Genomic DNA, 15,451 nt, shown 5'->3' on the forward strand with positions numbered 1-15,451 from the left:
CCGTGTTACACCGTGGGATACAGGGGGGGAGGGCCGAGGGTCGCGGGGATGGCTCAATCCTCGAGCTCTTTGAGCTTGCCCAAGAACTCTTCCAAGCTGTTCGCGACGAGGAACACGTTGCTGTAGTCCTGACGGGACAAGCCATTTTCGTCGAGCTCGTCCTCGTGATCCCAAAAGTATATCTTGCCGCGGCGTTCGCCTTTCCAGCCGATACAGACGACGTTTCCAAAATTATCAAGAGCCATCGGGACCATATCCGTTGGTATACGATCCAAGTAAACTTCGTAAGCCCTCTCGAGCTGATAGTACTCGCCGCTATGAAGCCCGTAGAAAGAGTCGATTACGCCACCCTCGAATTGGTATCCGGGCACGTCGAACACGTCAGGACTTGGCCTGCCGCCGTTGGATTTCAGCAAGAAGCGCTTGTACTCATCCGGCAAGACGACCTTCCACCGCGCCTCGAACAATGCAATTTGCTCGAGTGATGTGGAGCCGTAGGGATTTTCGACTTTAATGCGCATAGTCCAACTTTCCTTTATCGCGGGGTCGCCATACCACCGGTATGGTAGAAGTCGCCGTGAACATCCGTCTTGATGAGTTGCATGGTTTTGCCGTCCTGATGGTGATGCCACGTATATCCTGCTGGCTTGTCGCGAAGCCCCGCCGCCGCATTCGCCAACCTGTCATCCTTTGGGCGGCTCCCCGTAAACTGAATCCGCACATCCTTCACCGTGGGATGCCGATACGCAGAAAAATCCGGATACCCATGCTTGTCGTAGGTGACTGCCACCCCATCTTTTCGCGTGAACGTCCTTGTTCCATCCGCATTCTCTTTAATCGTACCGCCCTTCTTTGTCCACTTGTCCGGATCCGGCTGGTGCGGCCTCCGCGCGTTCCCGGGGTTTGGCGTAGGTTGCCGCGGTCGCGTCGTCGTCCGCGTGCCTGACGGGCTCGTCGTGGTCGTCGTCGTTGGTTCGCGCGCCCCCTTGACCCGCGTGGTCGTCGTGGTCTTGGTCGGCGTCGGCGTCGGCGCCGGTTTGGCAATCGGTAACGGTTTTGGCTTCGGTGCAGGCGGCGGTTTTGCGACCGGTTTCGGCGGAGGCGGCGGCGCGATGGGTATCACCGTCGCCGGCGTGTCGTCGCGCTTGAAAAGCAATTCCAGTGTGAGCTGCTCGGCGCCATGGCAAAACGTGGCGCCACCGTTGGCCACGAGCGTAATGCTGCCCAAACAAATAAGCGCGCCAGGTGCAGCGCCTCCACCGGTACCGCTCATCCCGGTGCCGACCACGACACCACCGATGCCCACGATGAGTTGGCCGCCGCCCACCACGATTTCGCCCACCGCTTTGCCAATGCGAGCGTCACGCGTGCCTTGCGGCAACATGCGCGTTTCAATGAGCACATCCGAGCCCATGGCACCGCCTGGTGCCACGCCAACCGCTACGCCCGAAACGAAGCCGCCCACTCTTTGCAGGTTGACTTCGCATCGACGCCAGTTCGCTCCTCACCCCCTAACCCCCTCTCCACCTCCGCATTGCTTCGCAATGCTACGTGGAGAGGGGGAACTCGCGTTCTTGCTTAGAAGTCTCCCCCTCTCCGCGGAGCGAAGCGACGGGGAGAGGGGGTCGGGGGGTGAGGCGCCCGTCTCGGGGTCGATGACGATGGGTCTCGGCGTCGTCAAACCCCGCCCCGGGTTAAAACCCGGGGCTACACATCAAGAAGTCCTCACGCTACCGCGCTCGGACTAGCGTCGCGCTACATTGCGAGAAATGGAATCAATTGCGGAATCGTCGGGGATTTTCAATAACGAACCGTGATCGCACAACGCCAGTCCCGAACGGTAGTGAGGGACTTTTTATCGTGTAGCGCGGGGTTTTAACCCCGCGCGGGGGGCTCGCGGTCCGTCACCGTTTCGCCCGTATCCGTATTGACCGCCCAATATTGAACACCATCGGGAATGTCCGGCGTCCGGCGACAGACGTAGGTATACTTCGCTTGGCTTTGGGACTTCAGACGCCACGGCGTGATTTCAATCGCGCAACCCGATAGCGACGTCACGCTCGCAAGGCATAGCAACAGGAAAATGAAATGAATGCACCGCCCCATGCTTCGATGCCAACAGAGCAGCCGTGGGTGGTCAAGCTTGCAGGCGTCGGGATCGTGCTCAACACGTGTAGCGACACATGCTGCCCACCCGCGACCAATCAGCCCCGCTACTCCCCCGAATAAGCCCCGCTTCTCCCTCGACAAGCCCCCGTGCACCGCGCGACCACCTCCGGCGCTCCGACCAACCGCCACCATCGGTCACCTCGACAAGCGCCCGCGGTCGATCCAACCGCCCCTCGTGCTCGCTGGACCTCGTGCCGCGGTCTTCCGAACCACCACCTCTTCTCACGACGACCACCGCCTCTTCTCGCGATGACCGCCGCCTCTTCTCGCGAGAGCCTTCCGGCTGCGCCCGCGAGCGCTCACGCTATGTGCGACGAGCCTTCGGTGTGCTCGCGTCAATGCGCAACTGGTTTTTGCGGTGCGGTAACGGCTTTGTGGAGCCATTTGAATTGCTTTGCGAGGACGGGATTGGGCTCTGATGCGGCGAGCTTGGCAATTCGTTGTATTGCCTCGGCTTGCCGCTCAGGCGTTATGCGATCGATGAGCGGCGGCAAGACTCGAATGAGCTCCCCAATGTACCATACCAACGCAGCTACGGACTTATCTACGCGCTGTTCTGTGCTTAGCAGCATTCCACTAACCACCTTTGCGGTTCCTTCCTGCATCTCGCTCAAGGCAACCGCCCCATTGGGACGAGCAAAAGCGCGCTTCCGTAGGTCTTCGGGCACCTCATCGACAAGGTTCCACATTGCGAGCACACAATGTGCATTCTGCAGCATGATTTCACGTGCTTCCCGCTCGAATGTCGGATCCGCAGAAGCCATGATGCCGTACACGATGGACATGGGCGACAGGCCTTCGATGATGGTTATGAGATTCGATCGCCGCAGGTCCCAATCGATGTTTCGGTTCGCATAAACGAGCAAGTTTTCCCTCGATACGATGTGCCGAAACACCGGTCCCGAGCGATTGCTGTTCAGACGTGGCAAGAGGGCGGGGGTTTTCCAACGTCAGCATGCTGAGCACCGCGAGAGCGAGCTGGTAATCACGCGCGGTCCAGGGGTTTTGGATCGAGGGCATGCCACGGGCTTCGTATTCGGCCGGGGATAACGTGGGATCGGTATCCACTTCTGCATTGGCTGGCTCGTTGGGACGATCAACGTCACGCTCGCTTGCAATGGCTGCCTTGGGCGAAGACGCAGCGGGGGCTTCTGTCCGCGCGGCACTTCCGCCGCAAGCTGCTAGGCCGAGCGATAGGACGAGCAAGGAGGATCGTGCGCAGACGCGTGTCATGGCGGGCATCCGAGCACAGGGCGCACCGCGCGTCAATATTTCGTTTTACGGGACGATGGTTTTACCAGGGCCACTCGGGCCGGCCGTCAATTTGCCGCACGCTGGGCGTCCGGGTCGGCTTCCTTGGGCTGCCTTTACCAATAGGGCGGGCTGTGGTCGTACGGCGTCCAACGCTTGTTGGGATCCCAGAACACTTCCTCGACCGGCGTCAGGTTGACGTTGGTCAGACCGTAATCGTCGCGAAGTTGGCGCACGCGATCGGTGACGACGACCGTGCCAGGCATCCCCCATGCGGCGAAGATGTCTTCGCCGGTCCATGACTTCTCATCAATGGCGAACCCGCGGATGCTCAAAATGAGACGACCATATTTGCACTTATGGCACTGGATGGGCTCCTCACGCTCGATGCGACTTCGTTCGACGTCGACCTGGGTGCCGAAGAGCCGGGCCTCTGCATGAAAGTACGTGTGGGGCTTTCTTCCAAGTCGTGCGGGACGAACGCGAAGTCGTTCGACCGGTGAAAACTCGAGCCCGCGTAGGTTCGACGTTTCCCAGGCTTCTCGGAATCGCGCGGACACGAGCAGGTCATCACTGGATCCGAGGACAACGTCACCAAGCGCCTTTCCGTAGGCTACAACCTCGGCATTGTACGGCGGCAACCAAGGCAACATGCCGACGTATCCATGACACTGCGGGCACGTTTGAGCATCGCCGGTATGTTTGGGCTCCATCCTGTAGAACGTCGTCTTGTAGGTCCAGTCATCGCCGGGTTCACCCATGGCATAGAAGCGCATGCTGGTAACTCCTTAAAATCCGTTCGGAAAGATCGCTTTCAGCGTTTTTTCGGAGTAACGCCTGAGCAGCTCGGCTTCGAAGTCTTTTGGCGTCGCTGTCCGATTGATGTCGATCCACCGTGCTATGTCCTCATCGAGCTGCATGTGCCACTTCTGGTACCCTCTGTGCGCTTGTTTGTCGATCGCTTGCGTGACGAACCGGTCATCTCGGTACTTGTAGACTCCCTTCAGCAAGGGGTGGTTCTCGAGTGCCTTGTGAATTTTCTTCGATATCGCATGGTGCCACTGTCCAGTGCACTTGACCCACGACGTCGTGTTTGGCCCGGTTTTGGTGCCGCCCGGTCGCTTCTTCGGCCCCGGTGTGGTCGTCGGTCCCGGTGACGGTTTGCCCGCGGGCGGAGTGGCGGTAGGTTGCCCCGCCTTCGCCACTGGCGCTTGCGCCGGTTTCGCCGCTGGCGGCGAAGCTTGCGCCGCCGGTTTCGGCTTGGGCTCCAGCAGCTTGACCTGCGACGGCGCAGGCGGAGCTTGCGGCGGAGCGCCTTCACTGAGCAATTGCCCGACATTGCGCACGCCATTGGCGAGCGTCGCGCAGCCATTGGTGGCAATAGCAAATGATCCCGCGGCGACGGGCACGCCCACGATGGCCCCACCACCCGTGCTGCTCATTCCGGCACCAGCGCCCATTCCTGCACAGCCAAGGGCAATCTGTCCGGTGCCAACGGCAATCTCGCCACACGCACGCCCCACCTGCGCCCAATACGTGCCTTTCGGAAGCAGGCGCAATTGGATTGCTACCTCGGCACCGGGCGAACCGAGTGGCACGGCGCCAATCGCGCCACCAGAAACCAATCCCCCGCCAAATTGCACGCGGGGATCTTCCAATGACAACGCGTCGTCCTGAGCGACCGGCTCTTGCACCACGAGCTTCGGCAATGGCAAGATCTCGCGCGGCTGCGGCGGAATCACCTGCGGCTCCGCCAATTGCTCACCCGCCCACCTCAGAGCAGCCACGAGCAACTTTGTTTCAAGTTGCTGCAGTGGATCCCGATACGTTTGCCCCACATGTCGAGGATCCGGGCGTGCTCGTTGTGAACACGACTGCGCCAAGATCGCGGTAAGCGTTGCTCGCAGCTCGGCAGGCATGGAGAGCTCCGCGTCACGCTTGCACCGCGCCTTTTCGTCCGCGCAATTCACCGCGAAATGCGAAAGCAATGGCCGAGGTAATGGCGACGCGTCCTTTGCATCCGGCAGCACGCGCGCCTGCTCGTCCTTCGGTAACAACCGCTCGCCACCAGGCAACACCGACGGCGCTTTACGCGGCTGCTGCGGCCTTGCAGCAGGCTTCTGCGCTGGCCGCGTAATCGGCTTGGGCAACGGTTTCGGACCATTCACCTTGCTCGGAGCCGGCTGCGGCTTCGGCGTAACCTTCTTCGGCGGTGGCGGCGGAGGTGGCGGTGGCGGTGGCGGTGGCGGAGGTGGCGGATCCGCAGCCGGTGGCGGCTGAACCGCGGGCGCAGGTACACAGCGCCGCGCGTCCTTGCGAATATCTTCGGGAAACCTGTCGAGGCTATCGGCGCCAAGCTTGGGGTTGTGCTTGTACCAGATATGAGGGTCGGTTCTCGGGTCCCAGGTTGCCGTTGAGCTTGCGACGCTCCATCCAGTGATGCGCTTGACGATCGCGAACGTGTCGTCATCCGCCCGCAAATTGACCGGCCTCCAGCACACTTCGACGGGTGCCGGTGCGGCTGACGCGTTCGTCGCCAGCACGACGAGCACCATGACTGATACACAGATCACCCAGAAAAGCCCAAGCCACCGCGCCATCGCAGCCCTCCACCCCGGTGCACCCAGGTACATGCACACTACGGCGTGGAAATCCTGGAGGCCAAATAAGCAGCCCCGCTACTCCCCCGAATATGCCCCGCTTCTCCCTCGACAAGCCCCCGTGCACCGCGCGACCACCTCCGGCGCTCCGACCAACCGCGACCATTGGTCACCTCGACAAGCGCCCGCGGTCGATCCAACCGCCCCTCGTGCTCGCTGGACCTCGTGCCGCGGTCTTCCGAACCACCACCTCTTCTTGCGATGACCGCCGCCTCTTCTCGGGATGACCGCCGCCTCTTCTCGCGAGAGCCTTCCGACTACTCCAGCGAGCGCTCACGCTATGTCGACCTGTTACTTTTTTGCCTTCTTCGCACCCCTCGGATAACGTCCTGTGCGCACTTTCCGTGCTTCCAACAACCACCGAAAGGAATCAATCATGGCTACCGTCTCCTATGGCACCGTGTCCCTCACCATTGCCGATGCGCTCACGCCTCCTGCAAAGGCTGGCAACCTCAGTGCCGACGAAGTGCGGCGCTTGCCGAAAGCACCGCGCGGCATTGGTTTGGCCGGCGCTCACACGGCCGATGCCATTGGCAAAGCCGGGACCAAGCTCACGCTCCCCGCCGACATCACGGCCGAAATCCTTCTGGCGGTTTGTCAAAAGGCCGAGGACATCGATCAAGTCATCATCGATTTGGAAGTCGTCTTGACGATACTCAAGCAAGCCAATTTGCTTTTCGACGCCGAAGCCTGGGAAATGCTCCGCCGCGTCAATGACCAGGTGAAGGCGCAAGCAAAGTACGCCCCCGAGCTCGAAATTATCTTTCGCACGTTGTTCGACTTCATGTCGCGCAAGCGATCGAGCAGCCAAGGCCCCACGGAGGGGTGAGTAGCGCTCACGCTCGAGATACCAACGCGCAAAGACGCCGGTATCGAATGCGCTCACCGCTGATCACATCTCTAGCGCTCACCTGACAGCCACGAGCTTCTCGCAAAGCCGCTTGAAGCTCTGCACCCGCTCCAATTTCGCCAAGTTCTTCACGAGGGCAATCACCTTCGGCGCGTGGTCCGTATCACGGTATTCGCGACCTTGTTTCTCGAAGATCTGTCGCAATACCACTTTCGGATTCTTGTGCTGCTCAGACTTCTTGTCATCTCGAATCACCGGCGTCGGATGATTCTTGTTTTCGAGAAACGTCGTCAGCGCCTGCCCATCACAAAGCAGCCACGCCTCCAATTCGTGCCGAATGCAAATGAGCACCGTGCGCGCGTGATGCGTCTTATCGATTTTCGACAAAACATGCGCCCGCTCTTTTTCGCACGATGGTTTGCCCTTGTCCTGCATGTCCTTGTCGCACGGCATCAAGTCCCACACGACGAACACGCGAGCGCATTTTTCATTCTCGTAGAGTCCCCGGACAAGTCCACCGCATTCTCGAAAAAGCTCCCCCTTGTTTCCCGCGAATACCCAGCGCAAGTCCACGGACGCATCCAGGCGTGCCACGACATGCTCGATCACCTTGTGATCGGCGCCACCGCGATGGCATTCCACGACGAACCCGACCCTCATCGCTTGCCTCGCTTCTGGTGCATCGTGCCCATCGTGTAAAGCTTCCCGGGGGCAAACTGCCGCGCCCACTGCTGCATTTCTTCGTGATCTCCGGGCCGATCGAATCGCGGCGGCCCACCATCGTCACGCGCCACCAAAACCAGCGACTCCAACGGCAACAGGTCCAGCAAATACGGCGAATGCGTCGTGATCAAGATTTGCGTACGTCCGTGTTCCGCAGCGCGCAAGAGCTCGTCCACGACGATGTGAATGGTCCGCGGATCGAGTCCGTTTTCAATTTCTTCGACGCATAAGAGCGACGGCGGCCGCGGATGTCGCAGCACCGCCAAGAGCGCCACCAGCCGCAACGTACCCGTCGACAACATCCAACCGGGCACGGTAAAACTTGCCTCACGCATTTCCAGGCCCACTTGCCGCTCGAACGTTTCACTCATGACCGGCACCAGATCCCGCGCATAAGGCAGGATCACCTGCAACGTTTCGACCAGCCCATTGAATGCGGCTACGCCTCGTTCACGTTGACTGCGCAGATCTAGCAAGTATTCCCCCAAGTTGCTCCCATCGGGCGAAAGACGCACCGTCGCTCCCGATTGCGTTCGCCGCGTCGGCTTGCCCATCCGATCGGGCACCAGGTCCAGAAACTGCCAATCGTCACACCATACCGTATTTCGCAAGATCGATTGTTCCGGGCGCCAGGTGCGATCGCGTTCGTAGACATCGCTACCGACCTTCAGCGATTCATGCTCGAACACGGCAACATTTTGGTTTTGCCCGCTCACCCGCACATGCGCGCTGGCGCGGGCCTTCCCGACGTGGCCGTGCAGCGTGATATCCAAGGGGTAAAATTCGTTGAATTCGATTCCTTCGCCCGGTTTCGCGTGCCCCCGCCGCTTGCCCGCATTCCAATGCACGTGCTCGTAGCCACCGAACGGGGCAAGCGCTTCGTCGAGCGTGCCGATGCTCAAGGTGCGCAAAAAGCGCAAGGCTTCGAGCACGCTGCTTTTCCCCGTCCCGTTGTCCCCGATGAATGCCGTCAGCGCGCGTGGCTTCAACACGCCCGTGTCTTGAATGGCTTTGAAGGACTTGATGCGCAAGGATGTAATTGGTGGTTTTCGGTCCTTGCTTACGCGTACGACCCATCTCACTGTCATTGCACGTCTCCCCGAGCCACTGCGCGCCAGGCATTGCGAACGTGTCGTCATCCGCCCGCAAATTGACCGGCCTCAGCACACTTCGACGGGTGCCGGTGCGGCTGACGCGTTCGTCGCCAGCGACGAGCACCATGACTGATACAGATCACCCAGAAAGCCCAAGCCACCGCGCCATCGCAGCCCCTCCACCCGGTGCACCCAGGTACATGCACACTACGGCGTGGAAATCCTGGAGGCCGATAAGCGGCCCCGCTACTCCCCCGAATATGCCCCGCTTCTCCTCGACAAGCCCCGTGCACCGCGCGACCACCTCCGGCGCTCCGACCAACCGCGACCATTGGTCCCCTCGACAAGCGCCCGCGGTCGATCAACCGCCCCTCGTGCTCGCTGGACCTCGTGCCGCGGTCTTCCGAACCACCACCTCTTCTTGCGATGACCGCCGCCTCTTCTCGGGATGACCGCCGCCTCTTCTCGCGAGAGCCTTCCGACTACTCCAGCGAGCGCTCACGCTATGTCGACCTGTTACTTTTTGCCTTCTTCGCACCCCTCGGATAACGTCCTGTGCGCACTTTCCGTGCTTCAACAACCACCGAAAGGGATCAATCATGGCTACCGTCTCCTATGGCACCGTGTCCCTCACCATTGCCGATGCGCTCACGCCTCCTGCAAGGCTGGCAACCTCAGTGCCGACGAAGTGCGGCGCTTGCCAAGCACCGCGCGGCATTGGTTTGGCCGGCGCTCCACGGCCGATGCCATTGGCAAAGCCGGGACCAAGCTCACGCTCCCCGCCGACATCACGGCGAAAATCCTTCTGGCGGCTTGTCAAGGGCCGAGGACATCGATCAAGTCATCATCGATTTGGAAGTCGTCTTGACGATACTCAAGCAAGCCAATTTGCTTTTCGACGCCGAAGCCTGGGAAATGCTCCGCCGCGTCAGCTGACCAGGTGAAAGCGCAAGCAAAGTACGCCCCCGAGCTCGAAATTATCTTTCGCACGTTGTTCGACTTCATGTCGCGCAAGCGATCGAGCAGCCAAGGCCCCACGGAGGGGTGACAGGCGGCATTCCTTCCATTGAGTCGTCCTGACCGACTTTGGCCGCGCCGCATTCGGTTGTCGTTTGCTCAGACCGGCCGTCAGTTTGCCGCGCGCTGGTCGTCGGGTCCGTTGTGCCAATCGGGTGGGCTCACGCCGTCGCCCGACCATCGGTAGTACGGATCCCAAAACAGCTCCTCTACCCGCGTGAGCGCGTGACGTTCACGTTCGTCAGGCCGTAGGCGGACGCGGTCGGTAGCCCATGAATCTCATGTTTCTGCGGCTTCGATCTCCGCGTGGGCAATGTTGAACCGCCGCAGGATGTTCATCGCCCGGTCGGAGACCTCCAAGTGGTGATCCGGCGTGACGTAGAAATCAGCCTCGCGATCCTTGCCGGTAATCTTGAGCCATCGAAACTCCGGCAGGACGCGCCCAGGATACATGAATTCGAACTCCAGCGACACGCTCACTTCCACGTCGTCCAGCGTGAAACCCACCAGCCCTACTTCTTCGAGGGCCTTCGCAAGGGCGGCGGTGACAAGAAAGCAGGGAAAGACCTCCAGCAGGTCATCGCCCAACCACCCCTCGAAGCGGTGATGGAAGTAGGACACGATTGGCGGATGAACAGAGGTATCAAGGATGGTGTTGTCCCCTAGTTCCCCAGCGACTTCAGGCTCCAAGACCCACCGTTTTTTGCTCAAGGCAACCTCTTTTCTAATCAATGTGGAGGGTTGAAGGACGCACCGAACTTTTTATCCAGTTCCGCCACGAAGTCGAGTACATCCTGCTTCGTCGCGGTGGGATGACTTTTATAGAAGCGATTCCAAGCGAGCCGGATCTTGCTGAAATGAAGCTCCGAATTGATCGACGTTGGGATCCCGCGAAGGTTTTTCAGCGAGTGAATTTCAGCCTCTGTGAACAGACCCGGGTATTTCTTGAGCACTTGTTGCTCGATGGCATGGGAGGTGCCTAGGTTCGGACTTGGGGCGGCATGTCGTCGCGACACCCGTGATTTTTGGCGCGTGGAGTGGCACGGACACGGATTGGGCGGGCGACTTTCGTCAATCCGCACGCCACAGCGTCGCAGAGCGCGCGTTCATCCTTGAAAACGCAGCTTGTGGATTGTTACGACCACCGGACATTCCCTGACCGCTCATTGCGACGAGCAAGCTTGACCGTTTTTTCCTGACGGTCCATACCAGCACCGAGGTCGGTTGTCCGACAAGCACATTCTCGGCGGGAGTAAACCTATGCGCACGATGCTGGCGATGGTTTTTTTGGGGGCTATTACAATCGGGCATGCGCTGATCGGCTGCACGAGTCGTCTTGGACCAGTACGAGTGAGCCAAACGGAAGGCGGGATCGATCGCGCTAACCTTCCAAGTATCGCGATCGAACAGTCCGTCGAATGCATGGTCGAATATGGAAGGCAGTTGGAGCCGGGCCGGCACCAATTCGAGGCGATCGTCGAGGTGAATGAAGATCGTCACAGGAACGTGGGCATTGACGGCCTCCCCAATACGGCCCCCGATTTCGGGGCGTGTATGCGGAATATTTTGCGCAATATGCCGATTGCTGAAAGTCCTTTCCGGGAGGGCGTTGTAACGCTGAAGTATTTGCGCGAGCACGCAAACGACGGACAAGATGCGCTCATCCGTTTCATCGAAGTGATCCACGGCGTGCCCATTGTCGTCAGTAAAGTGGTTCTCGAAGCGGAGGGATACACGGTTGTGATTCCGGTCGCCGTAAGGGTGGTGGACAAGCCGAGATTCATCGACGACGAGCGCATCATGGCGAAGCTTGGCCAAATGGCCATCGACTCGCTTGGCTACGAAAAAATCATGACGCGTGCCGAGGACATGGGCTGGGTCGAAACGGTAGCCGTGGAACAGGCGTTATCAGTTGCCGACAAGAGGTTCATTGCCGACGGGCCTCCGCCCTCGAGCGCCGTCGTCGAAGCCGCATTCAAGAGGGTCATGACCAGGGCTGCGCCCGCGGCGCTTCTAGCGTCGCAAGCGGACTCACCGGCCCCTGGTCCCGGAGACCTCGTGGCGCTGGGAATTTTGGCGGCCGGGTTGGTTGCCGTGGGTGGTATCACGGTCTATGAACTCGTTACCGCTCCGCCAGCGGCGGCGACGACAGCGGCGCCTGCGCCCGCGCCGGCCGCACAGCCCAATGCGACGCCGCCGCCGCCACCACCGCCGCAAAAGCAGCCGGCTTGCCCGCAGAACGAGAGGTTTATTCCCGAGCATACCGACGACGCAAGGGGATGCTACACCAAAAAGGGCAACCTCCAATGTTACGCCACCAGGCATTATCCGTGTGCGGGTGTGCACACGCACGGGAGAGTGACTTATCAACAAATGCGCGGAAGCCGGTGTGTGGAGATCGACAAGGAAGCTGTCCGCTGTGAAGGTTCGTTTCAGATAACCGGACGTTGTGGTAGTGTTTCGACGACCACGTGCGGGGACGGCGGCCCGCATACCTCGGGCATCCATGTGAAGGGGAAAAAGTAGGAGACACGATGAATCTCAGCGTATGCAGGAAATTTCGCAAAGGCGACAACCACTGGTGCGAGCACATCGAGCATTACCGCGTGTCCTATCTCTCCGAAATTCGCTCGATCGACGGGCTTCTGAACTGGTACGCTCCGGACTACAGCCGTGACAAACTCACGCCGGAAACCCTGGATGAAGCTTTGGCCGAGTTGCCGATTCCCGACCCGGACAATGATTACTACATGCTGGGAATCGACCTTGTCGCCGAGCCCGAGTACGTCGCGCGTTTGCCCGAGGGCTGGAAGCTTATGGGCCATGACCTCGCCGACGGGACTCGAGTCTCGTCTCTGCACAACTGTGGGCGCTGGGAAGGCCAGCTCGAGCCGCTCACCCGACGGCTCAACGAATTCGGGTTGCTTTCGCTCGCCGATGCCGAGCTGGCCCGCAAGCTCCTCCCCCTGGAATGGGGAGAACACGATCATCATGCGCACGTGACCATCTGGGCGCTCTACACACGGGAGTGCAGATGGCGGAAAGCCGACCCTGCCCAGGACGACCAACATACGAGCCCCATGTTTCTCAGTGTGCGCAGGAAGTTGCTCAAAGGCTGGGAAGGCTGGTACGGGCGCATCCAGCCTTTCGAGGACCCTCCTTCTCCCGAAGTTCACTTCTCCGAAGTTCGCTCGATCGACTCGCTGCTGAACTGCTACACCTCGGACCACGGACCCGTCGAGTGCACGCCGGAAAGCCTTGATCAGGCATTGGCCGCGTTGCCGACCCCCCGCCCCTACCCCTACAATGAATACTACTTGCTAGCGATCGACCTGCTCGCCAAACCCGAGTACGCAGCGCGTTTGCCCGCCGGCTGGAAGCTCTTGGGCCATGACCTCGCCGACGAGAATCGCACCTCGTCGCTGCACGCCTATTTGCGCTGGGAAGGCCAGCTCGAGCCACTCACCAAGCGGCTGAACGAGTTTGGATTGCTTTCGCTCGCCGATGCCGAGCTGGCCCGCAAGCTCCTCCCCCGGCAATGGGGACAACACGATCCTCATGCACACGTGACCATTTGGGCTCTCTACGAACGAGAGTAAACTTTTTTCACATGATGAAACGGAGAAGCGCGTCTTGTCCGCAAATGGTTTGTCCGCATTGTCGTGCATCGGCGCCGGCAAACACGAGCGCAACGTTGCGCAAGACGCATCGGCTCTCACACACGACGCATCTTCGCAAATGGCAACGAGAGCTGCCCAGCGGCGCTCTCTTGCGCGAAGGTGGTCCTCGTGCGGAAAAGCCCCGCTACTCCCCCGAACAAGCCCCGCTACTCCCTCGACAAGCGCCCGTGCACCGCACGACCACCTCCGGCGCTCCTACCAACCGCGACCATCGGGCACCTCGACAAGCCCCCGCGGTCGATCCAACCGCCCCTCGTGCTCGCTGGACCTCGTGCCGCGGTCTTCCGAACCGACGCCTCTCATCACGATGACCGCCGCCTCTTATTGCGACGACCACCGCCGCTTCTCGCGAGAGCCTTCCGACTACTCCCGCGAGCGTTCACGCTATGTGCGACGAACCCTGGCTACCCCCGATACGCGTCGACGTCGATCGACAACTTCCTTATCCACCGATGTATCTGCACGCGTGATTTGCCCATGTCGCGTGCCACGTGGCTCACGTTGCCCTTGTGCTTCTCCAAAAGCTCCACGAGCCGAAAGCGCACGTCGTCCGGCGGCGGCGCCTCCTCGGCCGAAACGTCGGGCTCGAGGCTCCGCTCGATGAGATGCGCACGCTCGATAAGCGGCTCGTCCGCCAATGCCGCCGCAACGCCAAGGAGCTGCGATAATTCTCGAATGTTGAGCGCCCACCGCTGCGACAATAACCATTTACCCGCATCCACGGTGAAGCTGAGCTCGCCGGCGCCTGGAACCTTCGAGCGCTGCAATAATGCGCCAATCAATAACCCCATGTCCTCGATGCGCTGACGAAGCGGCGTCAACGTGTGCCGATGCCCAGAAAGCCGCGCCAATAAGTCGACTCGGAATTCGCCTCGAATGGCCATCTTGTCGAGCGGCTTGTTCGTGGCCGCAACGATACGCAAATCCACCATGACAGGGCTCGCTCCACCCACAGGGACGACCTCGCCGAGCTCCAGCACGCGCAAAAGCGTGGCCTGCGCATGGAGCGGAAAGTCACCCACTTCGTCGAGGAACAGCGTGCCACCGTTCGCCCTGCGCAAGTAACCTTGTTCATCCCGAATGGCCCCCGTAAATGCTCCCTTGGTATGCCCAAAAAGCTGGCCTTCGAGGAGCGACGCGGGCAAAGCTCCACAATTGACCGCGACGAGCGGCCCGGTGCGGCCCGAAAGCGCGTGAATCTCCGCCGCAAGGACCTCCTTGCCCGTGCCGGATTCGCCAAGAAGCACGACGGGGATGGGCGCCCGCGCAACCCGCGTCAAGGCGTCGAAATGGTCGGCAAGCGATGGATGAAGCGTGGAAAGACCGCCCGCATCCGGGCTTTGGAGTTCCTTATCGGCAGCAGAGACGGGCGACGACGACAAAGCCGCTCGGTAACGCAAAATGACGTTGCCAAGCTCGATGAAGTCGCCATCCACGAGGGGCACCTTGTGGACGCGCCGATCGTTGACGAACGAACCGTTGCGCGACCCGGTATCCTCGAAGCTCCAGCCATCACCGTTTCGAACGAGACGAGCCTGGGCCTTGGAGATGCTGACGTCGGGCAAACGCACATCGAGGCGCCGCACGTCACCGTCGAGCACGCGGGTGGCAGCACGCTCGGGCCCGCGGCCGATTTCGACGACGTCGGTGTCCGCAAGGCAATACCGAGCGCCGCCGAGCGTCGGTCGGTCGCAATGGAGGACGACGAAGAGGAAAGGACGCGCGAATGATGACGTTTTCGGGACCTCGCGCGCGGGCTCCTGGGTCGTGCCGAACGAGACTGAACTGCGCATCATGCTGCTCCTTTATCACGATCCACGAGAACTTGAAACCGGGCCAGATCTGGACGCTCGCTTCGCGCGCGTGGGACGCGCGCTGCGCGAGAGTTTTGAAACCGGGCCAGATCTGGACGCTCGCTTCGCGCGCGTGGGACGCGCGCTGCGCGAGAGTTTTTATTTACGATGGGGGGGCCGAGGCTCGCCTCCCGGTGCTTTGGCTTGCGCCAAA

General features: G+C 60.6%; 16 protein-coding genes. 3 read left to right on the forward strand and 13 right to left on the reverse strand.

Translation table 11 applies throughout. From position 1 onward, the window contains the following. Positions 1-53: 53 nt before the first annotated feature. From IPM54_43935 to IPM54_43960, 6 genes are all read right to left on the reverse strand, one after another. Positions 54-521 (reverse strand): SMI1/KNR4 family protein, encoded by a 468-nt coding sequence (locus tag IPM54_43935; protein ID MBK9266725.1) that lies wholly within the window; start codon positions 519-521, stop codon positions 54-56. A gap of 14 nt (positions 522-535) precedes the next feature. After that, a complete protein-coding gene (locus tag IPM54_43940) occupies positions 536-1,465 on the reverse strand; it encodes an HNH endonuclease (GenBank protein MBK9266726.1) in 930 nt (309 codons plus the stop codon). A gap of 410 nt (positions 1,466-1,875) precedes the next feature. Further along, positions 1,876-2,058, reverse strand: coding sequence for a hypothetical protein (locus IPM54_43945; protein ID MBK9266727.1), 183 nt, complete (start codon positions 2,056-2,058; stop codon positions 1,876-1,878). Between the two features lie 446 nt (positions 2,059-2,504). Then, positions 2,505-3,065 (reverse strand): hypothetical protein, encoded by a 561-nt coding sequence (locus IPM54_43950; protein ID MBK9266728.1) that lies wholly within the window; start codon positions 3,063-3,065, stop codon positions 2,505-2,507. A 471-nt stretch (positions 3,066-3,536) separates the two neighbouring features. Beyond that, positions 3,537-4,196 carry a hypothetical protein gene (locus IPM54_43955; protein ID MBK9266729.1) on the reverse strand — a complete coding sequence of 220 codons (660 nt, stop codon included), beginning with the start codon at positions 4,194-4,196 and terminating at the stop codon, positions 3,537-3,539. 12 nt (positions 4,197-4,208) lie between these two features. Continuing rightward, the gene (locus IPM54_43960) at positions 4,209-6,020 is read right to left on the reverse strand and encodes a hypothetical protein (protein ID MBK9266730.1); all 1,812 of its coding nucleotides are present in this window, start codon (positions 6,018-6,020) and stop codon (positions 4,209-4,211) included. A gap of 436 nt (positions 6,021-6,456) precedes the next feature. Here IPM54_43960 and IPM54_43965 point away from each other — a divergent pair, with 436 nt between their 5' ends. Further along, positions 6,457-6,909, forward strand: a complete 453-nt coding sequence (locus IPM54_43965) for a hypothetical protein (protein ID MBK9266731.1) — start codon at positions 6,457-6,459, stop codon at positions 6,907-6,909. Between the two features lie 78 nt (positions 6,910-6,987). Here the strand turns inward: IPM54_43965 and IPM54_43970 are convergent, their stop codons facing one another. The 6 genes from IPM54_43970 to IPM54_43995 form a co-directional block, all read right to left on the reverse strand. Further along, the gene (locus IPM54_43970) at positions 6,988-7,590 is read right to left on the reverse strand and encodes a DUF4276 family protein (protein MBK9266732.1); all 603 of its coding nucleotides are present in this window, start codon (positions 7,588-7,590) and stop codon (positions 6,988-6,990) included. Continuing rightward, complete coding sequence (locus tag IPM54_43975; protein ID MBK9266733.1) at positions 7,587-8,741, reverse strand: AAA family ATPase; 1,155 nt, start codon at positions 8,739-8,741, stop codon at positions 7,587-7,589. The genes IPM54_43970 and IPM54_43975 overlap by 4 nt, the downstream gene beginning before the upstream one ends. A gap of 619 nt (positions 8,742-9,360) precedes the next feature. Then, positions 9,361-9,567, reverse strand: a complete 207-nt coding sequence (locus tag IPM54_43980) for a hypothetical protein (protein ID MBK9266734.1) — start codon at positions 9,565-9,567, stop codon at positions 9,361-9,363. 476 nt (positions 9,568-10,043) lie between these two features. Then, the gene (locus tag IPM54_43985) at positions 10,044-10,475 is read right to left on the reverse strand and encodes a hypothetical protein (protein MBK9266735.1); all 432 of its coding nucleotides are present in this window, start codon (positions 10,473-10,475) and stop codon (positions 10,044-10,046) included. A 17-nt stretch (positions 10,476-10,492) separates the two neighbouring features. Then, complete coding sequence (locus IPM54_43990; protein MBK9266736.1) at positions 10,493-10,717, reverse strand: hypothetical protein; 225 nt, start codon at positions 10,715-10,717, stop codon at positions 10,493-10,495. A 118-nt stretch (positions 10,718-10,835) separates the two neighbouring features. Next, entirely contained in the window at positions 10,836-11,582 is a 747-nt protein-coding gene (locus IPM54_43995) for a hypothetical protein (protein ID MBK9266737.1), read from the reverse strand. Here IPM54_43995 and IPM54_44000 point away from each other — a divergent pair. After that, positions 11,565-12,290 (forward strand): hypothetical protein, encoded by a 726-nt coding sequence (locus tag IPM54_44000; GenBank protein ID MBK9266738.1) that lies wholly within the window; start codon positions 11,565-11,567, stop codon positions 12,288-12,290. The genes IPM54_43995 and IPM54_44000 overlap by 18 nt on opposite strands. Before the next feature lie 8 nt (positions 12,291-12,298). Next, positions 12,299-13,363, forward strand: coding sequence for a hypothetical protein (locus IPM54_44005; protein ID MBK9266739.1), 1,065 nt, complete (start codon positions 12,299-12,301; stop codon positions 13,361-13,363). Between the two features lie 485 nt (positions 13,364-13,848). On the opposite strand, the gene IPM54_44010 is transcribed toward IPM54_44005, so the two are convergent. After that, the gene (locus IPM54_44010) at positions 13,849-15,240 is read right to left on the reverse strand and encodes a sigma 54-interacting transcriptional regulator (protein ID MBK9266740.1); all 1,392 of its coding nucleotides are present in this window, start codon (positions 15,238-15,240) and stop codon (positions 13,849-13,851) included. Positions 15,241-15,451 lie beyond the last annotated feature (211 nt).

It is taken from the genome of Polyangiaceae bacterium (assembly GCA_016715885.1).
Classification (GTDB): Bacteria; Myxococcota_A; Polyangia; order Polyangiales; family Polyangiaceae; genus Polyangium.